The sequence below is a fragment of the Streptomyces phaeofaciens genome, from assembly GCF_014648915.1.
GTDB lineage: Bacteria > Actinomycetota > Actinomycetes > Streptomycetales > Streptomycetaceae > Streptomyces > Streptomyces phaeofaciens.
In genome coordinates, this window is the sequence record NZ_BMSA01000024.1 from 101,100 (window position 1) to 123,720 (window position 22,621).

The 22,621-nt window shown below is 73.2% G+C and carries 19 protein-coding genes and 1 riboswitch; of the genes, 7 read left to right on the forward strand and 12 right to left on the reverse strand.

All coding sequences use genetic code 11. The features are described 5' to 3' along the window. Window positions 1-5 precede the first annotated feature (5 nt). The 10 genes from cobI to IE275_RS33145 form a co-directional block, all read right to left on the reverse strand. Window positions 6-737 carry a precorrin-2 C(20)-methyltransferase gene (gene cobI, locus IE275_RS33100; protein WP_189716029.1) on the reverse strand — a complete coding sequence of 244 codons (732 nt, stop codon included), beginning with the start codon at window positions 735-737 and terminating at the stop codon, window positions 6-8. Then, window positions 734-2,128, reverse strand: a complete 1,395-nt coding sequence (locus IE275_RS33105) for a cobyrinic acid a,c-diamide synthase CobB (protein WP_189716031.1) — start codon at window positions 2,126-2,128, stop codon at window positions 734-736. Before IE275_RS33105 ends, cobI begins: the two co-directional genes overlap by 4 nt. Then, window positions 2,122-2,721: a cob(I)yrinic acid a,c-diamide adenosyltransferase gene (gene cobO / locus IE275_RS33110; RefSeq protein WP_189716033.1), complete on the reverse strand. Its 600-nt coding sequence runs from the start codon at window positions 2,719-2,721 to the stop codon at window positions 2,122-2,124. Before cobO ends, IE275_RS33105 begins: the two co-directional genes overlap by 7 nt. Beyond that, complete coding sequence (locus IE275_RS33115) at window positions 2,721-4,718, reverse strand: putative cobaltochelatase (protein WP_189716035.1); 1,998 nt, start codon at window positions 4,716-4,718, stop codon at window positions 2,721-2,723. The genes cobO and IE275_RS33115 overlap by 1 nt, the downstream gene beginning before the upstream one ends. Beyond that, complete coding sequence (gene cobN, locus IE275_RS33120; RefSeq protein WP_189716037.1) at window positions 4,715-8,368, reverse strand: cobaltochelatase subunit CobN; 3,654 nt, start codon at window positions 8,366-8,368, stop codon at window positions 4,715-4,717. Before cobN ends, IE275_RS33115 begins: the two co-directional genes overlap by 4 nt. Next, on the reverse strand, window positions 8,365-9,876 hold the full coding sequence (locus tag IE275_RS33125) for a cobyric acid synthase (protein WP_189716039.1): 1,512 nt from the start codon (window positions 9,874-9,876) through the stop codon (window positions 8,365-8,367). Before IE275_RS33125 ends, cobN begins: the two co-directional genes overlap by 4 nt. After that, a complete protein-coding gene (locus tag IE275_RS33130; RefSeq protein WP_189716041.1) occupies window positions 9,873-10,823 on the reverse strand; it encodes a cobalamin biosynthesis protein in 951 nt (316 codons plus the stop codon). Before IE275_RS33130 ends, IE275_RS33125 begins: the two co-directional genes overlap by 4 nt. Window positions 10,824-10,924: 101 nt before the next feature. Further along, window positions 10,925-11,064: riboswitch (cobalamin riboswitch) on the reverse strand. 162 nt (window positions 11,065-11,226) lie between these two features. After that, a complete protein-coding gene (locus IE275_RS33135) occupies window positions 11,227-11,448 on the reverse strand; it encodes a hypothetical protein (protein ID WP_189716043.1) in 222 nt (73 codons plus the stop codon). A gap of 37 nt (window positions 11,449-11,485) precedes the next feature. Next, the gene (locus tag IE275_RS33140; protein ID WP_189716045.1) at window positions 11,486-12,721 is read right to left on the reverse strand and encodes an inorganic phosphate transporter; all 1,236 of its coding nucleotides are present in this window, start codon (window positions 12,719-12,721) and stop codon (window positions 11,486-11,488) included. A 142-nt stretch (window positions 12,722-12,863) separates the two neighbouring features. Further along, a complete protein-coding gene (locus IE275_RS33145; protein ID WP_189716047.1) occupies window positions 12,864-13,649 on the reverse strand; it encodes a lysozyme in 786 nt (261 codons plus the stop codon). A 204-nt stretch (window positions 13,650-13,853) separates the two neighbouring features. Here IE275_RS33145 and IE275_RS33150 point away from each other — a divergent pair, with 204 nt between their 5' ends. The 3 genes from IE275_RS33150 to IE275_RS33160 all read left to right on the forward strand — a co-directional run bounded on the left by IE275_RS33150 (window position 13,854) and on the right by IE275_RS33160 (window position 17,490). Next, window positions 13,854-14,585, forward strand: a complete 732-nt coding sequence (locus tag IE275_RS33150; RefSeq protein ID WP_189716049.1) for a class II aldolase/adducin family protein — start codon at window positions 13,854-13,856, stop codon at window positions 14,583-14,585. A gap of 124 nt (window positions 14,586-14,709) precedes the next feature. Next, window positions 14,710-15,858 (forward strand): alpha/beta hydrolase, encoded by a 1,149-nt coding sequence (locus IE275_RS33155; RefSeq protein ID WP_189716051.1) that lies wholly within the window; start codon window positions 14,710-14,712, stop codon window positions 15,856-15,858. Between the two features lie 201 nt (window positions 15,859-16,059). Further along, the gene (locus tag IE275_RS33160; protein ID WP_189716053.1) at window positions 16,060-17,490 is read left to right on the forward strand and encodes a hypothetical protein; all 1,431 of its coding nucleotides are present in this window, start codon (window positions 16,060-16,062) and stop codon (window positions 17,488-17,490) included. An 18-nt stretch (window positions 17,491-17,508) separates the two neighbouring features. Here the strand turns inward: IE275_RS33160 and IE275_RS33165 are convergent, their stop codons facing one another. After that, window positions 17,509-17,922 (reverse strand): VOC family protein, encoded by a 414-nt coding sequence (locus tag IE275_RS33165; protein ID WP_189716055.1) that lies wholly within the window; start codon window positions 17,920-17,922, stop codon window positions 17,509-17,511. A 243-nt stretch (window positions 17,923-18,165) separates the two neighbouring features. Between IE275_RS33165 and IE275_RS33170 the strand changes: the two genes are divergently transcribed. The 3 genes from IE275_RS33170 to IE275_RS33180 all read left to right on the forward strand — a co-directional run bounded on the left by IE275_RS33170 (window position 18,166) and on the right by IE275_RS33180 (window position 21,266). Beyond that, window positions 18,166-19,764 carry an ABC-F family ATP-binding cassette domain-containing protein gene (locus IE275_RS33170; protein WP_189716057.1) on the forward strand — a complete coding sequence of 533 codons (1,599 nt, stop codon included), beginning with the start codon at window positions 18,166-18,168 and terminating at the stop codon, window positions 19,762-19,764. Window positions 19,765-20,099: 335 nt separating this feature from the next. Then, on the forward strand, window positions 20,100-20,321 hold the full coding sequence (locus IE275_RS33175; RefSeq protein WP_004002281.1) for a helix-turn-helix domain-containing protein: 222 nt from the start codon (window positions 20,100-20,102) through the stop codon (window positions 20,319-20,321). A 141-nt stretch (window positions 20,322-20,462) separates the two neighbouring features. Continuing rightward, window positions 20,463-21,266 (forward strand): enoyl-CoA hydratase/isomerase family protein, encoded by an 804-nt coding sequence (locus IE275_RS33180; protein WP_189716059.1) that lies wholly within the window; start codon window positions 20,463-20,465, stop codon window positions 21,264-21,266. Between the two features lie 46 nt (window positions 21,267-21,312). Here the strand turns inward: IE275_RS33180 and IE275_RS33185 are convergent, their stop codons facing one another. Next, on the reverse strand, window positions 21,313-22,029 hold the full coding sequence (locus IE275_RS33185) for a nucleopolyhedrovirus P10 family protein (RefSeq protein WP_189716061.1): 717 nt from the start codon (window positions 22,027-22,029) through the stop codon (window positions 21,313-21,315). 88 nt (window positions 22,030-22,117) lie between these two features. Here IE275_RS33185 and IE275_RS33190 point away from each other — a divergent pair, with 88 nt between their 5' ends. Beyond that, on the forward strand, window positions 22,118-22,597 hold the full coding sequence (locus IE275_RS33190; protein ID WP_189716063.1) for an Asp23/Gls24 family envelope stress response protein: 480 nt from the start codon (window positions 22,118-22,120) through the stop codon (window positions 22,595-22,597). The last annotated feature ends 24 nt before the right edge of the window (window positions 22,598-22,621 follow it).

The following is a 22,621-nucleotide window of genomic DNA, read 5'->3' on the forward strand; positions in this document are numbered from 1 at the left end:
CGGTCTCACAGCTTGCCGCCCCGTCCGCCCTCGCGCCGCGCGGGCGCGATGAGCGTCGAGAGGTAGGGGAGCGGCTCCCCGTCCAGCTCGGCGGCCGGCCGGATCGACTCCTCGGCCAGCCCGAGCGCCGACCCCCACACGGCGTCCTGGATCCGCCCGGTCTCCCGCAGCGCCTCGGCGACCTCGGCGGCCTGCCGCCCGAACTTGTACGCCACGACGGTCCCGGGACCGGCCAGCGCGTCCTTCAGCACGGCGGACCCGGCGGTCACGGGCACCAGCGTCAGCGGTTCGGTGCCCTCGGTCAGCACGGCACCCGAGCGCGCGGCCAGATCCTGCATGGCGGTGATCCCGGGGACGGTCTCGACGACCGTCCCCGGCACCAGTTCCACGATCGTCTGCGCGAGATAGGTGAAGGTCGAGTACACGTTCGGGTCGCCGATGGTCGCGAAGGCGACCGTCCCGTGCTCCCCGAGGAGCCGGGCGACCCGCTCCCCGGCCGCGTCCCAGGCGGACTCGCGCCGACCCCGGTCGGTCCGCTCGTTCAGCGCGAACACGACCCGGACGACCTTCTCCGCCGGCACGTAGTGCAGCACGGTGGCCTCGGCCCGCCCCCGCTCACCGGTGTCCATGACGGGCACGACGACCACATCGGCGGCGCGCAGCGCGTTCACGCCCTTGACGGTCACCAGTTCCGGGTCCCCGGGACCCACCCCGACCCCGATCAGTCTGCTGCTCATGATGTCCGGCACCTCTCCACGAACCGACGGGCGACACCGGGCTCGGACGCCCAGTGGGTGTGCAGATAGCTCGCGTGCACACCGTGTTGTACGAAGCCTTCGACCCGCCGCTCGGGGGCACGCACACCCCATGCGGGGTCCGCTCCGGCCCCCGGCTCGACGACGGTCCGGTGGAACTCGTGCCCCCGCATCCGGGTACCGGCCGGCGCGAGCACACTGTCGCTCACGGCGACCGCGTCCCGGTAGCCGAGAGTGAGCCGCTCCGACATCCGCGCGGTGGCGTCCAGCACCCCGCACATCGGCCGCCCGTCCAGCTCCCGGCACAGATACAGCAGCCCGGCGCACTCGGCGGCGACCGGCGCCCCGGACCGCGCGAGTGCGGCGACGGCCTTGCGCAACGGCTCGTTGGCGGACAGCTCGGCGCCGTACACCTCGGGGAACCCGCCCCCGACGACGAGTCCGGCGGTGCCCTCCGGGAGTTGCTCGTCCCGCAGCGGGTCGAAGGTGACGACCTCGGCGCCGGCGGCGGTCAGAAGCTCGACGTGCTCGGCGTAGGAAAAGGTGAAGGCGGCCCCACCGGCGACGGCGACGACGGGCTTGCGCTCTGTGTCGGCTCGCTTCTCGTCCGACCGAGACCGGTGGTCGTGGGTGGGCAAGCCGGGGGTCCAGGGGGCGGAGCCCCCCGGTACGTCCCCGGCAGCACGGGCAAGCGCTTCCAACGCGCCGAGGTCACACCCCTGAGCCACCTGCGCGGCCATGGAGGCGACAGCCTCGACAGCGGCCCCCTGCCGTTCGGCGACAGGAACCAACCCGAGGTGCCGCGAGGGCACGGACACCTGCGGCGCCCGCCGCAGGACACCCAGCACCGGCACCCCGGCCGACTCCAGCGCCTCCCGCAACAGCTCCTCGTGCCGGTCGGAGGCGACCTTGTTCAGGATCACGCCCCCGATCCGCACCTCGGGATCCCAGGAGACGAACCCGTGCACCAGCGCCGCCACCGACCGCGACTGCGACGACGCGTCCACGACGAGCACGACCGGCGCCCGCAGCAGCTTCGCGACCTGGGCGGTGGACGCCAGCTCACCCTCCCCGGCGGCCCCGTCGTACATCCCCATCACGCCCTCGACGACGGCGAGATCGCACCCGCGCGCACCGTGCGCGAACAGCGGCCCGATCAGCCCGGGACCGCACAGGTACGCGTCGAGGTTGCGCCCCGCCCGCCCGGTCGCGAGCGCGTGGTAGCCGGGGTCGATGTAGTCCGGCCCGACCTTGTGCGGGGACACGGCGAGCCCCCGCGCGGCGAACGCGGCCATCAGCCCGGTGGCGACGGTGGTCTTGCCGCTGCCGGACGACGGCGCGGCGATGACCAGCCGGGGAACGGATGTCACCACTCGATGCCCCGCTGGCCCTTCTGGCCCGCGTCCATCGGATGCTTGACCTTGGACATGTCGGTCACGAGATCGGCGACGTCGACGAGCTTCTCGGGCGCGTTCCGCCCGGTGATCACGACATGCTGGGTCCCGGGCCGGTGACGCAGCACGTCGACGACCTCGTCGGTGTCCACCCACCCCCAGTGCATCGGGTACGCGAACTCGTCGAGCACGTAGAGCTTGTACGTCTCGGCCGCCAGGTCCCGCTTGACCTGCTCCCACCCCTCGCGGGCCTTGTCCTCGTTGTCCATCTGCGCATCCCGCTGGACCCAGGACCAGCCCTCGCCCATCTTGTGCCAGTCGACGGAGCCGCCCTCCCCGGAGGCTCCCAGCACCCGCAGCGCGTTCTCCTCGCCGACCTTCCACTTGGCCGACTTGACGAACTGGAACACCCCGATCGGCCAACCCTGGTTCCAGGCGCGCAGCGCGAGCCCGAACGCCGCCGTCGACTTGCCCTTGCCGATCCCGGTGTGCACGACGACCAGCGGCCGGTTCCGCCGCTGACGTGTCGTCAGACCGTCGTCGGGTACGACACTCGGCTGTCCCTGCGGCATTACGCGGCCCTCCTGTCGCCCTGAACATCCCTGACCAGCCCGGCGATCGAGTCCGCCCGCAGTGCGTCGAGCGTCACCGCCGTGCCTCCCAGCTCACCCGCCAGCTGCCCCGCGAGCCCCAGGCGCACCGGCCCCGACTCGCAGTCCACCACCACCGACGCGACGCCGTCGGCGGCGAACAGCCGGGCCGCCCGCCCCGCGAGCGCGACCGGCTCCGTCCCGCCGGTGGCCCGCCCGTCCGTCACGACGACGACCAGCGCCCGCCGCGCCGGATCCCGCAGCCGCTCCACGCGCAGCACCTCGTGCGCCCTGAGCAGCCCGGCGGCCAGCGGGGTCCGCCCACCGGTCGGCAGCGACTGAAGCCGCACGGCCGCCGCGTCCACCGAGGACGTGGGCGGCAACGCCACCTCGGCCGCGGCCCCCCGGAAGGTCACCAGACCCACCTTGTCGCGCCGTTGGTAGGCGTCGAGGAGCAGCGACAGCACGGCCCCCTTCACGGCACTCATCCGCTGCCGGGCCGCCATCGACCCGGAGGCGTCCACGACGAACAGCACGAGGTTCCCCTCGCGGCCCTCCCGGGTCGCCTGCCGCAGATCGTCCCGGCGCACCACCAGCCCCCGCCCGGACCGCCCGCGCGCCAGCTGGTGCGGCGCGGCGGCCTGCACGGTCGCCGCCAGATGCAGCTTGGTCAGGGCCCCGCGAGGGCGCCGCGCCCCCGTCGTCCGCCCGTGCTCGGTCCGCGCCCGCGACCGCCGTCCGGCGGCCCCCTCACCGATCCCGGGCACGCTCAGCACCTTGGTACGGAACGGCTCCGCGGCGCGTACGGCGGACCGCTCGCCGGAGCCGGAGGTCTGCGGTTCCCCGCCCTCACCGGCCTCCGGACGCGCCGCCGTGTCGCCGCCCCGCGGGCCGCCGTCGTCGGGCGTCGGCTCGCCGCCGCCCCCACCCGGACCGTCGGGGCCGGGGTCGGGATCCTCGTCGCCCTCGCCGGCGAACTCCTCCAGCGTCTGGTCGAGCCGGTCCTCGTCGAGACCCGGCGCGTCGAACGGGTTGCGCCGGCGCCGGTGCGGCAGCGCCAGCAGCGCGGCCTGCCGCACGTCCTCGGCGAGCACGTCCGTACGCCCGTCCCAGGCGGCCAGCGCGGTCGCCGTACGGGCCATCACGATGTCGGCGCGCATGCCGTCCACCTCGAAGGCGGCACAGGTCGCCGCGATCTGCCGCAGCGCCCCGTCGCCCAGCCGCACCGACGGCAACAGCTTGCGCGCCGCCACGATCCGCGCCCGTACGGCGGTCTCCTCGTCCGCCCACCGGGCCGCGAAGCCGGCGGGATCGTCGTCGTACGCGAGCCGGCGCCGCACGACCTCCACCCGCTGGTCGGGCTCCCGCGAGGCGGCCACCTCCACGGTCAGCCCGAACCGGTCGAGGAGCTGCGGCCGCAGCTCGCCCTCCTCCGGGTTCATGGTCCCGACCAGCAGGAAACGGGCGGCGTGCCGTACGGAGACACCCTCGCGCTCCACGTACGAGGCACCCATCGCCGCCGCGTCCAGCAGCAGGTCGACCAGGTGGTCGTGGAGGAGGTTGACCTCGTCGACGTACAGGATCCCGCGGTGCGCGTCGGCGAGCAGGCCCGGCTCGAAGGCCTTCACGCCCTCGGCCAGCGCCCGCTCGATGTCCAGCGCGCCCACCAGCCGGTCCTCCGAGGCGCCCACCGGCAGCTCGACCATCCGCGCCGGCCGGGTCGAAGACGCCCCCGGCTCGTGCGGCCCGTCCGGGCACGTGGCGTCGGGGGAGCCGGGGTCGCAGGAGAACCGGCAGCCGGAGACGACGTCCAGGGCGGGCAGGAGCGCCGAGAGCGCGCGGACGGCCGTCGACTTGGCCGTGCCCTTCTCACCGCGCACCAGCACCCCGCCGACCGCCGGTGACACGGCGTTCAGCAGCAGCGCGAGGCGCAGGTCGTCCTGGCCGACGACGGCCGTGAAAGGAAAGGGGGTGGTCACTGGTCGCCCTCCAGATCGCCTTCGAGCTCCAGGTAGGTCGCGCGCAGCCGCTCGAGCGTGTCGGCGTCCGGCTCGGCCCACAGCCCGCGGTCGGCGGCCTCCAGAAGCCGCTCGGTGATGCCGCGCAGGGCCCACGGGTTGGACTTCTTCATGAAGTCCCGGTTCTCCGCGTCGAAGACGTACTCCGCGCTGAGCTTCTCGTACATCCAGTCGTCGACCACGCCCGCCGTGGCGTCGTAGCCGAAGAGATAGTCGACGGTCGCCGCCATCTCGAAGGCGCCCTTGTAGCCGTGCCGCCGCATGGCCGCCATCCAGCGCGGGTTGACGACCCGGGCGCGGAAGACGCGGTGGGTCTCCTCGCCCAGCGTCCGGGTCTTCACCTGGTCCGGAGTCGCCGAGTCACCCACGTACGCCTCGGGGTTGGCGCCCGTCAGATGGCGCACCATGGCGACCATGCCGCCGTGGTACTGGAAGTAGTCGTCGGCGTCGACGAGGTCGTGCTCGCGTGTGTCCACGTTCTTCGCGGCGACGGCGATCCGCTTGAACGCGGTCTCCATGTCCCCGCGCGCCGCCCGCCCGTCGAGCCCGCGCCCGTACGCGTAGCCGCCCCACACCGCGTACACCTCGGCGAGGTCGGCGTCCGAGCGCCAGTTGCGGGCGTCGATCAGCGGCAGCAGACCCGCGCCGTACGCGCCCGGCTTGGAGCCGAAGATACGGGCGGTCGCGCGCCGCCGGTCGCCGTGCCCGGCGCTGTCCTCGTCGGCGTGCGCCTTCACGAAGTTACTCTCGGCGGGCTCGTCCAGGTCGGCGACCGTGCGGACGGCGTCGTCGATCAGCCCCACCACATGCGGGAACGCGTCCCGGAAGAAGCCGGAGATCCGGACCGTGACGTCGATGCGCGGCCGGCCCAGCTCCGCCAGGCCGATCACCTCGAAGCCGGTGACCCGGCGCGAGGCGTCGTCCCACACCGGACGGCAGCCCAGCAGCGCCAGGATCTCGGCGATGTCGTCGCCCTGGGTCCGCATGGCCGAGGTGCCCCAGACGGTCAGGCCGACCGACTTCGGGTACTCCCCGGTGTCCTGGAGGTACCGCTGCACGAGCGAGTCGGCGAGCGACTGCCCGACCTCCCAGCTCAGCCGCGACGGAATGGCCTTGGGGTCGACGGAGTAGAAGTTCCGCCCGGTCGGCAGGACGTTGACGAGCCCGCGGGTCGGCGAGCCCGAAGGACCGGCCGGCACATAACCGCCGTCGAGCGCCTTGAGGATGTGCCCGATCTCGTCCGTCGTGCGCGCCAGCCGCGGCACGACCTCGTCGCAGGCGAACTCCAGCACCGCGACGGCGTCGGGGAGTTCGAGCCCCAGCACGTCACGGACCAGGGCCGGAACGGTCCGCACGTCCCAGTTCCGCTCCTCCATGCCCTCCGCGACCCGCCGGCACAGCTGCTCCAGCAGGTCGACGGCGTCGGCCGCCGTGCGCGCGGGACCCTCCACGAGGTCCGTCAGCTCGACCGGTACCTTCAGCGGCGCACCCGGCTCCGCGAGCAACTCCTTCTCGACCAGCCCGAAATGGGTCGCGAACGAGGCCCTGAGCCCCGGCAGCGCGTTGGCCCGACCGCCCCACACCTGCGAGGCGCGCAGCACGGCGAGCACCAGGTTCACGCGCGGCTCGCCCACCGGCCCGCCGCCCAGGACGTGCAGCCCGTCGCGGATCTGCACGTCCTTGATCTCGCACAGATAGCCGTCGATGTGCATGACGAAGCTGTCGAAGTCGTCCTCGCCCGGCTGCTCGTCCACATGCAGGTCGTGGTGGAGCTCCGCCGCCTTGACCAGCGTCCAGATCTGCGCGCGCACGGCGGGCGCCTTCACCGGGTCCAGGTCGGAGACGAGCGCGTACTCGTCGAGCAGCTGCTCCAGCTTCGCCAGGTCGCCGTAGGTGTCCGCGCGGGCCATCGGCGGCACCAGGTGGTCGACGACGGTGGCGTGCCCGCGCCGCTTGGCCTGGGTGCCCTCGCCGGGGTCGTTGACGATGAACGGGTAGATCAGCGGCAGGTCGCCGAGGACGGCGTCAGGACCGCAGCCCCGGGAGAGCCCCAGCCCCTTGCCGGGCAGCCACTCCATCGTGCCGTGCTTGCCCATGTGCACGATCGCGTCGGCGCCGAAACTGTTCTCCAGCCAGCGGTAGGCCGCCATGTAGTGGTGCGACGGCGGCATGTCGGGGTCGTGGTAGATCGCGATCGGGTTCTCGCCGAAGCCGCGCGGCGGCTGGATCATCACGACGACGTTCCCGAACCGGAGCGAGGCGAGCACGATGTCGTCCCCGTCGACGTACAGGCTGCCCGGCGGCTCGCCCCAGGCCTCGGTCATCGCGTCCCGCAGCTCCGGGTCGAGCGTGTCGAACCACGCCCGGTAGTCGGCGAGCGGCACGCGCGCGGGCGCGGCGGCCAGCTGCTCCTCGGTCAGCCACTCCACGTCGTGCCCGCCGGCCGCGATCAGCCGGTGGATCAGTTCGTCGCCGTTGTCGGGGTACTCGGTGAGCGCGTAGCCCGCGTCCCGGAGCGCGTCCAGGACCCGGACCGCCGACGCGGGCGTGTCGAGGCCGACCGCGTTGCCGACCCGCGAGTGCTTGGTCGGGTACGCGGTGAAGACGAGCGCCACCTTCTTCTCGCCGTTCGGCGTGTGCGCCAACCGCGCGTGCCGTACGGCGATCCCGGCCACGCGCCCGGCCCGCTCGGGGTCCGCGACGTACACCGGCACGTCGTCCGGACCCTGCTCCTTGAAGGAGAACGGGACGGTGACGAGCCGTCCGTCGAACTCCGGGATCGCGACCTGCATCGCCGCGTCCATGGGGGACAGGGCGGCGTCGGACTCCTCCCAGGCCTGCTTCGACGAGGTCAGACAGAGCCCCTGGAGGACCGGCACGTCGAGGTCGGCGAGCGCCCCGACGTCCCAGGCCTCCTCGTCGCCGCCCGCCGAGGCCTGCGAGGCGTGCGTGCCGCCGGCGGCCAGCACGGTGGCGACCAGGGCGTCCGTCCGGGACAGCAGCGCGTACAGCCCGGCGTCGGCCCCGCGCAGCGAACCGCAGTACACGGCGAGGGCGTTGGCGCCCCGGGCCTCGATCGCGTCGCACAGGGTGTCCACGAACGCGGTGTTGCCGCTCAGCTCGTGGGCCCGGTAGAAGAGCACGCCGACGGTCGGCCGGCCCGCGACGAAGGCCCGCTCGCCGTGGACACCGTACTCGGGCATCTTCTGCGGCTCGACGAACCCCTCGCCCGTCAGCAGCACGGTGTCGGAGAGGAACCGCGCCAGTTCGGTGAGGTTGGCGGGCCCGCCCTCGACCAGGTACCGCAGCGCCTCCGCGACGACACCGGCGGGCACGGACGACTCGGCCATCAGCTCCGCGTCCGGCACGCTCTCGCCGCCGAGCAGCACGGTCGGGATCCCGGACGCCTTCAGCGCGGCCAGCCCCTCCTCCCAGGCGCGCTTGCCGCCGAGCAGCCGTACGACGGCGAGATCGGCGCCGTCCAGGAGCGCGGGCAGTTCCTCGGTGACATCGACGCGGGTCGGGTTGCCGATCCGGTAGTCCGCGCCGGAAGCGGCCCGGGCCGCCAGCAGATCGGTGTCGGCGGTCGACAACAACAACACTGTGCTCATGCGGGCGCTCCCGGTGGAATGAAAGGCAGTCCTTGCGGCGCGCCCGACTCGATGAGCCGCCAGAGCGCGTCGGTGTCCGCGTGCTGTTCGATCAGGTCGCCGAGCCGGTCGAGCTGCTCCTCGCGCAGCGCGGCGAACGAGGTGTCCGCGGCCGGGACGAACCGGCGGCCCGCGGCGGCCGCCACCTCGCGCAGGAAGGCCCGCCGGAACCCGTCCGACTCCAGCGAGCCGTGCCAGTGCGTGCCCCAGACCGAGCCCACCCGGCACCCGTCCAGGAAGGGTTCGCCCCCGGTGAGCGAGGCGACGCCGTGATGGATCTCGTATCCCTCGACCCGCTCGCCGAGGGCTTCCCCCACCGGCCGGGTGAGGGTCTTCTCGCGGGCGAACCGCACCCGGACGGGCAGCAGACCCAGCCCGTCGACGTGCCCGCGCCGGCTCTCGACGTCGTCCTCGATGTGTTCGCCGAGCAGCTGGAAGCCGCCGCAGATCCCGAGCACGGGCCGCCCCTCGCGGGCCCGGCGCACCAGGGCGTCGGCGAGGCCCCGCTCGTGCAGCCACTCCAGCGCCCGGACGGTCCCCCGCGTCCCCGGGACGACGACGAGGTCGGCGTCGGCCAGTTCCTCGGGCCGGTCCACGAACCGCACGACGACGCCGGGTTCGGCGGCGAGGGCGTCCACGTCGGTGAAGTTGGACATCAGGGGGACGGCGCAGACGGCGACCCGCAGGATGTCCTCGCCGACCGGCGCGGCCGTGTCCGACTCCCGGACCGTCCCGCGCAGCGACACCCGCAGCCCGTCCTCCTCGTCGATCCCGAGCCCGTGCCGGAAGGGGAGGACACCGTAGGTCCGCCGGCCGGTGAGCCCGTGCAGCATGTCGAGCCCCGGCTCCAGGAGGGAGACGTCTCCCCGGAACTTGTTGACGACGAACCCGGCGACGAGCGCCTGGTCCTCGGGCGAGAGCAGGGCGACGGTCCCGAAGAAGGAGGCGAAGACACCGCCGCGGTCGATGTCGCCGACGACCAGCACGGGCAGCCCGGCGTTGCGCGCGATCCCCATGTTCACGATGTCGGTCCGCCGCAGATTGATCTCCGCCGGACTGCCCGCCCCCTCACAGATCACCGCGTCATACGTGCCCCGCAACTCGGCGAGACAGTCGAGCACGGTGCCCAGGAGCTGCTCCTGCCGCCCTCCGTGGTAGGTGCGGGCGCTCAGTTCGCCCACCGGCTTCCCGAGCAGCACGACCTGACTGCTCTGCTCGCCCCCCGGCTTGAGCAGCACGGGATTCATCAGCGCGGTCGGCTCGATCCGGCAGGCCTGCGCCTGCATGGCCTGGGCCCGCCCGATCTCGGCGCCCTCCTTCGTCACGAAGGAGTTCAGCGACATGTTCTGCGCCTTGAAGGGCGCGACCTTCACCCCCTGCCGCACCAGCCACCGGCAGATTCCGGCCGTGACGACGCTCTTGCCCGCGTCGGACGTGGTGCCGGCGACCAGAAGTCCCCCGCCCGTCATGACGTACGCCCCTTCGCTCTCGTGGCCATGGCGCGCGCGGCGACGGTGACGCCGAGCACGAGCAGAGCGACCCGGCGGGAAAGACCCACGGCCCGCTCGATGTCGTGGATCTCCACGGCCCGCCCCTGATGGTTCAGCACCGGCCGGTGCTCGATACGGCCCCCGTACGACAGCGTCCCGCCCAGCCGCACCCCGAGGGATCCCGCGAAGGACGCCTCGACGGGCCCGGCGTTGGGACTGGGGTGCCGGCCGGCGTCGTCCCGCCAGGCCCGCACGGCCCCGCGCGGATCGTCACCGGCCAGCGCGGCGAGTACGGCGGTCAGGCGCGCCCCCGGCCATCCGGCGAGGTCGTCGAGGCGCGCGGAGGCCCAGCCGAAGCGCCGGTACCGGGCCGACCTGTGGCCGACCATGGCGTCGAGCGTGTTGACGGCCCGGAACCCGAGCAGCCCCGGCACCCCGCCGACCGCGCCCCACACGAGCGCCCCGACGACGGCGTCGGAGGTGTTCTCGGCGACGGACTCGACCACGGCTCGCGCGATCCCGTCGGCGTCCAGAGCCTGTGGATCCCGCCCGCACAGATGCGGCAGCCGGGCCCGCGCCGCGTCGACGTCCCCGGTCGCCAGCGCGTGCCCGACGGCCCGGGCCTCGCGGGCCAGGGAGGTTCCGCCGACGACCGCCCAGGTGGCGGCGGCGGTGAGGGCGACGGAGGCGGCGGGGGAGTCCCGTGCGCCGCGCGAGGCGAGCGCCCCGAGCGCGACGGCGCCCCCGGCGCACACGACGGTGTGCAGCGCGCCCCACCCGCGGTGGTCGCGCCACAGCACCCGCTCCACGGCACCGGCGGCCCGCCCGAAACCGGCGACCGGATGCCCCCGGCGGGGATCGCCGAGCAGCAGGTCGCCGAGGAGGCCGAGGGCGGCGCCGTACGCGTGAACGCGATCGGCACGCACCGGCTCAGCCGGCCGTGCGGGCGGGCAGCGATCCGGTGCGGTACCTCAACGGCCGAGCGAGCATGGCGATATGTCCTCACTCAGGGTGTCCACGCCCTGGTTCGACGAGACCGGCGGTGAGAGTTCCTGGCTCCCGGGGGTTACTACCCCGGTGACAGTGGCGGGACCGCGCCGGATTCGCACCGGCTTCCTCTTCTGCCGCCGTACATGGCTCCGGCAGTCCACCACGGGCCCCGAAGGGCCGTCAACTTGCCTTTGACCTGCGCGGGGAGAGTGTGCAGAACCCCACACCGCGGGCCGGGGGGCCGGGTGCCGGGGCCCGCCGCGCACAAGGAAGCGCCCTGCCCGGCCCCCGATCGAGGGGGACGCGGACAGGGCGCTTCCCGCGCCGTCTGCCGTGGCCTCAGGCCACGATCAGCGAGATCCCGTACGCGACCGCCGCCGCGCACGACGCGAAGCAGGCGTACGCGCCGGTCAGGGCGAGGGTGGCCGAGTCGCCCTGTTCGGCGGCTCGTTCGCGGTGGGAGAGGGCCATGATGCCGAGGGTGAAGAGGGCCACGAGGGCCACGGTGACCACGAGGCTGACGCCGAAGACGGAGCCCAGGGCTGCCCAGTCGATCTTCATGGGGTTGCTGCTTCCTTCGTAACCGGGTGGGCGGGGCTCAGACCGTGGTGGCGGGCGAGGCCGCCGGTTCGCCCGTCGGGGCGGCGATCGTGGCGGTCAGGTTCTCGGTCACCGTGCCGGTCGGCGGCGGCGTCACCATGGCGATGGCCGTGGTGACCACCCCGGCCGGCTCGTCCGCGTCGTTGACGTTGTTGTGGTCGACGACCTCGCGACGGGAGAGCTTCCAGATCGCGGCGCTGGAGGCGACGAGGAAGACCGCGACGACGGCCGTGCCCCAGGAGCCGAAGCCGGTCACGTACTCGGCGAGCGCGCCCACCAGGGCGGCGGCCGGCAGGGTCAGGCCCCAGGCGACGAACATCCGGGTCGCGGTCGACCAGCGGACCACCCCGCCCTTGCGGCCCAGTCCCGCGCCCATCACCGAACCGGAGACCGAGTGCGTGGTGGACAGGGAGAAGCCGAGGTGCGAGGAGGCCAGGATGACCGTGGCCGCGCTGGTCTGGGCGGCGAAGCCCTGCTGCGGCTGGAGGTCGGTGAGGCCCTTGCCCATGGTGCGGATGATGCGCCAGCCGCCGAGGTAGGTGCCCAGCGCGATGGCCAGACCGGCGGAGAGGATGACCCACACCGGCGGGTCGGAATCGGGGGCGACGGCACCGCCGGCCACCAGCGCGAGGGTGATGATGCCCATCGTCTTCTGGGCGTCGTTGGTGCCGTGGGCGAGGGAGACCAGGCCGGCCGAGGCGATCTGGCCCGCGCGGTAGCCCTTCTCGGCCGCCTTGCCGTCGGCCTTCCTGCCCAGGGTGTAGGAGAGGCGGGTGGCGAGCATCGCCGCGACGCCCGCGACCAGCGGAGCCGCGATCGCCGGGATCAGGACCTTGGTGACGAGGACGTCACCGTGGACCGCGCCCATGCCCGCCGACGCGATGGTGGCGCCGATCAGTCCGCCCATGAGGGCGTGGGAGGAGCTGGAGGGGAGGCCCACCAGCCAGGTCAGCAGGTTCCAGAGGATCGCGCCGACCAGGGCGGCGAAGATGACCTCGGGACGTATGCCGGACTCGTCGACGAGTCCCTTGGAGATCGTGTTGGCGACCTCCACCGAGAGAAAGGCGCCCACAAGGTTGAGCGCGGCGGACATGGCCACCGCGACCTTGGGCTTGAGTGCACCGGTCGAGATGGTCGTGGCCATCGCGTTGGCGGTGTCGTGAAAACCATTCGTGAAATCGAACGCGAGAGCGGTAACCACCACAATCGCGAGGATCAGCGAGAAGTTTTCCATTTACCCAGGCAATCGTTCGAAGTCATTGGTCGGTTGACCGTAGGCAACCTGGGTGAACGGAAGATGAACTGAGGCGGTCACTGTGGTGTCCACATCAGGGGGTCGTCGCCGCATCCGGTGCGGCGACCCAAGCGCCCCTTGGTCACGCGCCCTTGGCGAACCTCGCGAGCCCCTCCGCGGAGCCGTTGAAGAGATTCTGGTCACCCGGAAGGCTGCCGCCGTCGGCGTACTGCCAGAAGGTCCACGACGCCCAGCCGGCGGGCAGTGCCCCGGTGTCCGACGGGTGGTAGCGGGCGATCCACAGCGCGTGGTCGGCGGCGAAGTCGGGGCTGCCGCCGGTGCACGTGTTCCACCAGTGCGTGGTCGTGTAGATCACCGGACGGCGGCCGGTGAGCCGGAGCACCTCGTCGCTGAAGGCCCTGATCCAGGCGACCGTCGCCGCCCTGCTCAGGCCGTAGCACCGGCGGTGCGCGTCGTACGGGTTGTATTCGATGTCGAGCGCGGGCGGCAGCGTTCCGCCGTCGGCGCTCCAGCCGCCCCCGTTGCGGACGAAGAACGCCGCCTGCGCCTTGCCCGGACCCTGGTCCGGCAGGGCGAAGTGGTAGGCGCCGCGGAGCAGGCCGACATCTCCGGCTCCGTCGTACTGCTGTGCGAAATACGGATTCCGGTAGCCGGTGGACTCGGTCGCCTTCACATAGACGAAACGGGCGCCGGCGGCCTTCGTCCGCGCCCAGTCGACGGTCCGCTGGTGGGACGAGACGTCGTGCCCCATCGGGCGCTCCGCCGCGGCGGCCGGCGGCCCGTCGAGCAGGGTGGCGAGCAGGGCGCCCGCCGCGGCGAGCGCCACGGCGCAGGCCGACCGGGTGCGGGTGCGGGTGCGGGTGTGGCGGTGGTGGCGGCGGTGGGGTGAGGAGTGATCGCGGGCCATGCTTCCCCCCGGAACGGCGGCGTGCACGAAACGCCCCAGAGGCTAGGGGAAGATCCCTGGACATTCGGGTATGCGCGCCGATCTCCGGCCAATCACCGCAACGGGGTGATGTATGCCGATATGCGGTCTTTCGGAGTCTCGGCTTCCGCCCTACAGTGCCCGCGTGCCGCGACGGCCCGCGGCTGCCCCTGGCAGGATCGGGGCATGGCTGAGCAGCGGCGTGAGCGACGGGAGTCCCGGGACGCGCGGGACGGCGCACCGGACGGGGAGGCCTCGCGGGGGAGGAGTGCGCTCCCCGAGGAGGCGAGCGCCTGGACGGCCCTCGTGGCGACGGCCCGCCGCACCGTCTTCGACGGCCTGGTCGTCGGCACCTCCGGCAATGTCTCCGTCCGCGTCGGCGACACCGTGCTGGTCACCCCTTCGGGCGTGCCCTACGACCGCCTCGGCCCGGACGACATCACCGGCGTCGACCTCACCGGCCGGCAGGTGCTCGGCACGCTCGTCCCGACGAGCGAGCTGCCCATGCACCTCGCCGTCCACGCCACCACCGACGCCCTCGCCGTCGTCCACACCCACGCCGTCCACGCCACCGCCGTCTCGACCCTCGTGGACGAACTCCCGTCCGTCCACTACATGACGGGCGCCCTCGGCGGCCCCGTCCGGGTTGCCCCCTATGCGCCGTACGGCACCCAGGAGTTGGCCGAGAACATGCTCCGCGCCCTCGCCGGCCGGACCGGCTGCCTCCTTCGCAACCACGGCACCCTCACCTACGGCACCACCCTCGACCAGGCGTACGACCGCACCGCCCAACTGGAGTGGATGTGCAGCCTGTGGCTCAAGGCATCCTCCGTACCCGGCCGGAACCCGACCCTCCTGACGGAGGAACAGATCGCCGACGCGGGGGAGCGGCTGCGCGGCTACGGCCAGCGCCGCTGACCCCCCCCGCGGCAAAGCCGCCCGCCCCCTCCCGCCGCGCCCGCCCCTCCCGCCGCCCGCCGCTCCCCGCCCACCGCTGCCGCCCCCACTGGCCGACGACGGGGATGGCCAGGAGACTGGACGCGTGCGCACTGTCACCGCGGCGGCCGCCGCCGTCACCGCAGCCCTGGCCGCCGGCGCCGCGAGTGTCGCCGCCGGCCGGTTCGCCAGCGACGCCGCGCTCAAGGCGCCGCCCGGCCGTCCCCTGCCCACCGAACCCCGGCTCACCGTGCACGCCACGGCCGCCGGCCAGGTCGTCCTCACCCGCCATCTGGCCGCCCTGCGCCCCGGTACCTACGGCCTCTCCGGCGACGGCTCCCACGCGGTCGTCGGCCCCGTCCTGGCCAACGCCGTGCACTCCGCCGACACCGTCGTACGCCGACTGGAACGCGTCACGCACGGCACCCTGAGCCCCGGCGACGCCGTGTGGCTCACCCCGAACCTCTACGTCGGCAACCCGAGCGGCACCCTCGGCCTGGACCACGCCGACATCGACGTGCCCGGCGAGCTGGGCTCGCTGCCTGCCTGGTTCGTGCCGGGAGCCCGCCGCACCTGGGTGATCGCGGTGCACGGCCTGGGCACCACCCGGGAGCACGTCCTGAACCTCCTGGGCTTCCTGCACCGCCGCCGCTTCCCGGTGCTCGCCCTCTCCTACCGGGGCGACCTCGGCGCGCCCCGCCCCCCGGACGGCCTGAACCACCTCGGCCAGACCGAGTGGCGCGACCTGGACGCGGCGATGCGCTACGCCGTCCGCTACGGCGCCGAACGCGTCATCCTGCTCGGCTGGTCCACCGGCGCCGCGATGGCCCTGCGGGCGGCCGCCCACTCCGGCCTGCGCGACCTGGTCTCCGGGCTCGTCCTGGACTCCCCGGTGCTGGACTGGCAGGCCACCCTGCGGGCCCTGGCCGCCGCCCGGCACACCCCGGGCGCGCTGCTGCCGCTCGCCGTGCGCGCCGCGCAGGGCCGCACCGGGCTGCACGACGGACCCGGCGGATCCGCCGGCCACGGCGACGGGGCCGCCGACCCGGCCGTCGGTCTGAAGGTGCCGACGCTGGTCTTCCACGGCCCCGACGACACCGTGGCCCCCTGGGAGGCCTCCCGCAGGCTCGCCGACCGCCTCCCCGGCCTCGTCGCCCTGCACACCGTCGCCCGGGCCCCGCACGCCGCGATGTGGAACGCCGACCCGGCGGACTACGAAGAGACCCTGCGCCGATTCCTGACCCCCCTGAGCTGACCGACGCCCCTCCGGGCCGACCTGCGCCGACCCGGCGGGCCGAGCGCCCGCGGAACCGCTCCCAGAGGTTCCGTTTAAGGCCGTACCACTGGCCTGAACACGCCTCTGCACCCCTCCCCGCATCCTGTGCGTTGGCCAGTCCCGTAGCCCGCCGTGACATTCCGTTTGGGTTTTCGGACCGTCAACCGGAAGACTGCACCCGTGACGTCCCGTATCCCGCGCGACTCCAGGCTTCGACTCGTCCGCCCGCGACCCCTGGCCTCCGCCCCCACAGCTGTGAACCAGCGGCGCCCGCGCCGCCCCGCGCCCCGCCCCCCGGAGGGCACCCCGGCCCCGGCGGAGCTGGCCAGAATGGCACGCTCAGGTCTGGCCGCCGCAGCCCGTGTCGCCCGCTGGGCCGACAGCGCCCTCGGCCCCGGCCGTGACGCCGCGACCGCCGACGGCAAGGCCACCCTGTCCGACCCGTCCGCCGAACGCGCGGCCGCCGATCTGGGCCTGACCCCGGATCAGGTCCGCCACGACTGGGACATCGCCCGCCTCGCCGGCCTCATCGAGGTGCACGGCGACAGCGCCCGCCCCGGCTGGCGGCTGCGCGCCTGGAACCGCGACGACAGCGCCGTGCTGCGCGGCTGGGTCGCCCTCTTCGACGCCTGGTCGCTCGCCACCCCGGAACCCGCCGAGGAGGAGGCCGCCGCCGTCGCCGAGGTCGTCTCGGCCATGCCGCAGGTGCTCTCCTTCCTCCAGCTGTCCGCCGGGCCCGTCCCCGTGGACCAGCTCCTCGACCTGCTGCGCCAGCGCGTCACCGAGCTGCGCACCGAGCGCTGCGAGGTCCCCTACGCGGCCGACGCGGCGAGCCCCACCGCCCTGGTGCCCACCGCCGACGCCGACCCGGCGGAGCCCGCCCGGGACGCCGAGCTCGCCCCGCTGCTCGACTGGGCTCTGCACGCCCTCGCCTCGGTGGGCGCGCTCACCTGCGGCGCCGGCCAGGCCACCCTCACCCCGCTCGGCAGCTGGGCGGTCTGGGTCAAGCTGGAGCAGATCTGCGTCGCCGCGCAGAGCCCCGCGGGCAACATCGAGCAGGCCGCCGAGGACATGCTGCGCGGCTGCGCCCAGCTCCGCCCCAACGCGGCCCGCTCCGAGTACCGCGCCTGGCTCGCCGCCCGCACCGTCGGCGGCGCCGTCACCGAACTGCTGGTCGCCTCCCGCGGCGAGGACGCCCTGCTGCGCGGCCTGGCCTTCGAGGCGCTGCGCGTCGTCGGCGCCCCCGCCGAGCCCGACGTCCGCGCGGTCGTCGACGAGCCCGCCCTGCGGCCGTATGCGCTGCTGTGGCTGGCGGAGCACGACGGGGTGGACCCCGAGGACGCGCACGAGGTGCTCACCCGCGAGGAGGCCACCTGGCTGTGGGTCGACACCGCCGCCGCCGTCGCCGACCACGGTGAGGCCCCGATGCTGGTGCGGCACCTGGAGTCCGCGCTGCAGCCGACCGTGCCCGCCCTGCTGGACGAGGTGCGGGCCGTGGGACACCCGCGCACCGTGCAGGTGCTGGTGGCGCTCGCCGCCGCGCACCCCGACCCGGCGCTGGCCAAGGCCGTCCGCCGGGCCGCCTTCCAGGTGCACACCGGCGGCAGCTGAGCCGCGGCCCCGGGGCCGTCAGCCCTGTATGTCGGGCGTGTACGTGCCGAAGCTCCAGATGTTGCCCTCGACGTCCCGGGCCATGTAGTCCCGGGAGCCGTACTCCTGGTCCGTCGGGGGCATCAGGATCTCCGCGCCGTGCTCCACGGCCCTGCGGTGGTGGGCGTCCACGTCGTCCACTACGACGTAGACGCCCGTGGGGCCCGCGCCCTTCATCGCCGTGTCGAAGACGCCGCCGCGGCCCTTCGAGCCCAGCATCACCGCGCCGTTGCCCTGGACCAGCTCGGCGTGCATCACCACGCCGTCCTCGCCCTCGTACACGGACAGCTCGGTGAACCCGAAGGCCTCCGTGAGCTGCCGGATCGCGGCCTTCGCGTCGGTGTACAGGACCGACGGATAGACGCTCGGGCGTGTGCCGTTCGTTACTGCCATGCCGATCACTCCCCTTGTGATCACCCTTGATCACCGCCGGAAATGTCATCCGCCGCCCAGTCTGGCAGCCACCACTGACAACGCCCCGGCGGAGCGGGAAGCGCGGTGATCGAACACGCGAACGCAGAAAACTGCTTGCACGGTCCCGTTAGACTGGCCTCATGGCCATTCTCCTCGCGCATTAGACGGCGGGAACGTCCTCAGCCGCCCATACCGCCATCGACCCCGCACAGGAGTCTGACCGTGATCTCCGCCTCCGGCATCGAGCTGCGCGCCGGTGCCCGCGTCCTCATCGAGAACGCCTCCTTCCGCATCGCCAAGGGTGACCGCATCGGTCTCGTCGGACGCAACGGCGCCGGCAAGACCACCCTGACCAAGGTCCTGGCCGGCGAGGGCATCCCCGCCGGCGGACAGGTCACCCGCTCCGGTGAGGTCGGCTACCTCCCGCAGGACCCCCGCACCGGAGACCTCGACGTCCTCGCCCGCGACCGCATCCTCTCCGCCCGCGGCCTTGACGCCCTGATCCGCAAGATGCGCGAGAACGAGCAGCGGATCGCGAACGGCACCGGCGCCACCCGTGACAAGGCCATGCGCCAGTACGAGCGCCAGGAGACGGAGTTCCTCACCAAGGGCGGGTACGCCGCCGAGGCCGAGGCCGCCACCATCGCCGCCGCGCTCAACCTGCCCGACCGGGTGCTCGGCCAGCCCCTGCACACGCTCTCCGGCGGTCAGCGCCGCCGCGTGGAACTGGCTCGCATCCTGTTCTCCGACGCCGACACCCTGCTGCTCGACGAGCCGACCAACCACCTGGACGCCGACTCGATCGTCTGGCTGCGCGACTACCTCAAGACGTACCGCGGCGGCTTCATCGTCATCAGCCACGACGTCGACCTGGTCGAGACGGTCGTCAACAAGGTGTTCTACCTGGACGCCAACCGCTCCCAGATCGACGTCTACAACATGGGCTGGAAGCTCTACCAGCAGCAGCGCGAGTCCGACGAGAAGCGCCGCAAGCGCGAGCGGCAGAACGCCGAGAAGAAGGCCGCCGCGCTGCACTCGCAGGCCGACAAGATGCGCGCGAAGGCCACCAAGACGGTCGCCGCGCAGAACATGGCCCGCCGTGCCGACAAACTGCTCTCCGGCCTGGAGGCGGTTCGCCAGTCCGACAAGGTCGCCAAGCTCCGTTTCCCCGAGCCCGCGCCCTGCGGCAGGACGCCCCTGATGGCCGAGGGCCTGTCGAAGTCCTACGGCTCGCTGGAGATCTTCACCGACGTCGACCTGGCCATCGACAAGGGCTCCCGGGTCGTCATCCTCGGCCTGAACGGCGCCGGCAAGACGACCCTGCTGCGTCTGCTGGGCGGTGTGGAGACGCCCGACACCGGCGAGGTCGTCCCCGGCCACGGCCTCAAGCTCGGCTACTACGCCCAGGAGCACGAGACCCTCGACCCCGAGCGCTCGGTGCTGGAGAACATGCGCTCCGCCAACCCCGACCTGGACCTGGTCGAGGTCCGCAAGACGCTCGGCTCGTTCCTGTTCTCCGGCGACGACGTCGACAAGCCGGCCGGTGTCCTGTCCGGCGGTGAGAAGACCCGGCTGGCCCTGGCGACCCTCGTGGTCTCCTCGGCGAACGTCCTGCTGCTCGACGAGCCCACCAACAACCTCGACCCCGCCAGCCGCGAGGAGATCCTCGGCGCGCTGCGCACCTACAAGGGCGCGGTCGTCCTCGTCACCCACGACGAGGGTGCCGTGGAGGCGCTCCAGCCCGAGCGGATCATCCTGCTGCCCGACGGTGTCGAGGACCTGTGGGGAGCCGACTACGCGGATCTCGTCGCCCTGGCGTGATCGAATGCGTGATCCACGGCGTATGGATCATTCGGCTTACCGGTGATCCATCATCTGTGTGAGATCTCCTCGTATCGAGGTGTGTCCTACATCGATTTCACGGCCGATCCCTTTGTCGACAAGGGGTCGGCCGTTGCGCGTCTCTGACCTGCCATTTCGCGGAACAACCCGTTCGGCCGTACGAACGCCACCCGGTGGAATCACAGGTTCCACTTGTGGGGACGCGCTCCTGTCGTCAAAACCCTGTCGCACGGACCTTGCCGAATGGGTGGCCATCACGCGCCGGAGGGGTGATCATGAGGGGACCAGAGCGCACTTCCCATGAGGAGGCACGGGTGGCCGAGACTCTGAAGAAGGGCAGCCGGGTGACCGGCGCCGCGCGCGACAAGCTCGCGGCAGACCTGAAGAAGAAGTACGACTCCGGTGCGAGCATCCGGGCGCTGGCCGAGGAGACCGGCCGCTCGTATGGCTTTGTGCATCGGATGCTCAGCGAGTCGGGCGTCACGCTTCGTGGGCGTGGCGGAGCGACCCGGGGCAAGAAGGCCGCCTCGTCCTGATCGGGCGGCCCACCGGCTTCGATGGTGGCCACCCGGTCGGTTCTCCGATCGGCCGGGTGGTTACTGTGCAGTCACTTAGCTGTTCATCCAGCTGTTCATCTGGCTTGATCGCTGACTGACCGCACACATCGGAGGCGCCCCATGGCCACGCCCGCCCAGGAACTCGTTCCCCTGCTCGACAAGGACGGCGTACGGCTCACCGTCGACGACGCACTCGCCACGGTGACGCTGACCAACCCGGCCAAGCGCAACGCGCAGAGCCCCGCGATGTGGCGGGCGCTGGCCGAGGCCGGACAGCTGCTGCCGGGCTCCGTCCGCGTGGTCGTGCTGCGCGGCGAGGGCAAGTCCTTCTCCGCCGGCCTCGACCGGCAGATGTTCACGCCCGAAGGGATCGAGGGCGAACCGTCCTTCATCGACCTCGCGCGCAGTGGCGACGCCGAACTCGACGCCGCCATCGCCGGGTTCCAGGAGGGCTTCACCTGGTGGCGGCGGAGTGACGTCGTGTCCATCGCCGCCGTCCAGGGCCACGCCATCGGCGCGGGCTTCCAGCTCGCCCTCGCGTGTGACGTCCGCGTCGTCGCCGACGACGTGCAGTTCGCCATGCGCGAGACCAGCCTCGGACTCGTCCCCGACCTCACCGGCACGCATCCCCTCGTCTCGCTCGTCGGCTACGGCCGCGCGGCCGAGATCTGCCTGACCGGGCGGTCCGTCGGGGCCGAGGAGGCGGTCGTCTCCGGGCTGGCCAACATCGCCGTTCCGGCGGCGGAACTCGACGCCGCGGCGACGGACCTCGCCTCGGCGATCCTGGCCGCGCCCCGGGACGCCGTCATCGAGACCAAGGCACTGCTGCGCGGTGCGACGGGCCGTGACTACGACGGCCAGCGTGCCGCCGAGCGGGCCGCGCAGGCACGACGACTGCGGGACCTGGCCGGCCTCGGCGAATGAGCCGTGCCCGCGGCGGGCGCCCGGCCCGGCGCGGCGGCGCGCCCGGTCAGCCCACCGCCGTGACCACCACCGCCACCGTCGGGTGATCCGGCAGGGCGTTCCCCACCGCCGTCCGGACCTCCCGGGTCACATCCAGGGCCCGGAGGTCCCTGGCGACGGCGATCTCCACGCGCGCGTGCCGGCGCGGCAGGGCGGTCGCGTCCCCGGCGGGTTCCGCCAGCTGCACCGCCCGGCCCAGTACGCCCGTCAGGGCCGTCACCCCCGGCACGGACCGGGCCGCCCGCGCGGCCCGCTCCTCGTCGCCGCTCCGTTCGCGCCCGGCCGGCGGTATGTCCGGGGGCGGTGCCGGTTCGGGTTCGGGAGTCTCGTCCAGCAGGGCCGTGATCCGCAGATCCACCTCCGCCACCACCAGGCCCAGCCGCCCGGCGGCGGCCCGCGCCAGAGCCTCCCGCACCCGGGCCGCCACCGCCGGCAGAGGCTCCGTCGCCACCGCCGCGAAGTCCGCCGTCAGCCGCAACGGCCCCGGCGGCAGCCCGCTCGGCGGCCGCGGTACGACGGACTCGACCGACTCGTCGGCGTTCTCCGGATCCGCCGGGGCGAGCCGCAGCCCGCCCGGCCGTACCCCCGGCACCTCCCGCACCGCCTCCCGCAGCACCGCCCGGGCCGCGGTCTCCGCGATCCACGCGCCGTCCCGCGGCCCTCCCAGGGGGAGCAGTCTCCCCAGCTCCAGCTGGTGCCGTACCGCACTCGTCCACCCGTCCATTCCTCCAGCCTGCCGTATCGGCGGGGCGCGGGAGGGCAACCGCGCTTACCGTGGTCGAAGGGACGACGACCGAGAAGGACGTGCGGCCATGACTGAGGCAACGGAGCAGGCCCGGGCGCAGACCGAAGGCGGGACGGAGGGTGTGTCGACCCGCAAGGCCACCAGGCGCGGCGGTGGGGACCCGGGAACCCGCGGGCGGACCACCATCGCCGACGGGGTCGTGGAGAAGATCGCGGGGCTCGCGGCCCGGGACGTCCTCGGCGTCCACGCCATGGGCAGCGGCGTCAGCCGCACCTTCGGGGCCGTACGGGACCGGGTGCCCGGGACCTCCAAGTCGGTGACCCGTGGTGTGAAGGCCGAGGTCGGCGAGGTGCAGACCGCGCTCGACCTGGAGATCGTCGTCGACTACGGCGTCTCCATCTCCGACGTGGCGCGGGATGTGCGGGAGAACGTGATCACGGCCGTGGAGCGGATGACCGGACTCCAGGTCGTCGAGGTCAACATCGCGGTGAGCGACGTGAAGCTGCCCGATGAAGAGGACGAGGAGCCGGAACCCCGGATCCAGTGACGCACCGTCCGACGATCGGAGGAA

Coding starts and splice junctions, on each gene's coding strand:
- cobI (WP_189716029.1), bottom strand. CDS start 737: ATGAGCAGCAGACTGATCGGGGTCGGGGTGGGTCCCGGGGACCCGGAA.
- cobO (WP_189716033.1), bottom strand. CDS start 2,721: ATGCCGCAGGGACAGCCGAGTGTCGTACCCGACGACGGTCTGACGACA.
- cobN (WP_189716037.1), bottom strand. CDS start 8,368: ATGAGCACAGTGTTGTTGTTGTCGACCGCCGACACCGATCTGCTGGCG.
- IE275_RS33125 (WP_189716039.1), bottom strand. CDS start 9,876: ATGACGGGCGGGGGACTTCTGGTCGCCGGCACCACGTCCGACGCGGGC.
- IE275_RS33135 (WP_189716043.1), bottom strand. CDS start 11,448: ATGAAGATCGACTGGGCAGCCCTGGGCTCCGTCTTCGGCGTCAGCCTC.
- IE275_RS33140 (WP_189716045.1), bottom strand. CDS start 12,721: ATGGAAAACTTCTCGCTGATCCTCGCGATTGTGGTGGTTACCGCTCTC.
- IE275_RS33145 (WP_189716047.1), bottom strand. CDS start 13,649: ATGGCCCGCGATCACTCCTCACCCCACCGCCGCCACCACCGCCACACC.
- IE275_RS33150 (WP_189716049.1), top strand. CDS start 13,854: ATGGCTGAGCAGCGGCGTGAGCGACGGGAGTCCCGGGACGCGCGGGAC.
- IE275_RS33165 (WP_189716055.1), bottom strand. CDS start 17,922: ATGGCAGTAACGAACGGCACACGCCCGAGCGTCTATCCGTCGGTCCTG.
- IE275_RS33180 (WP_189716059.1), top strand. CDS start 20,463: ATGGCCACGCCCGCCCAGGAACTCGTTCCCCTGCTCGACAAGGACGGC.
- IE275_RS33185 (WP_189716061.1), bottom strand. CDS start 22,029: ATGGACGGGTGGACGAGTGCGGTACGGCACCAGCTGGAGCTGGGGAGA.
- IE275_RS33190 (WP_189716063.1), top strand. CDS start 22,118: ATGACTGAGGCAACGGAGCAGGCCCGGGCGCAGACCGAAGGCGGGACG.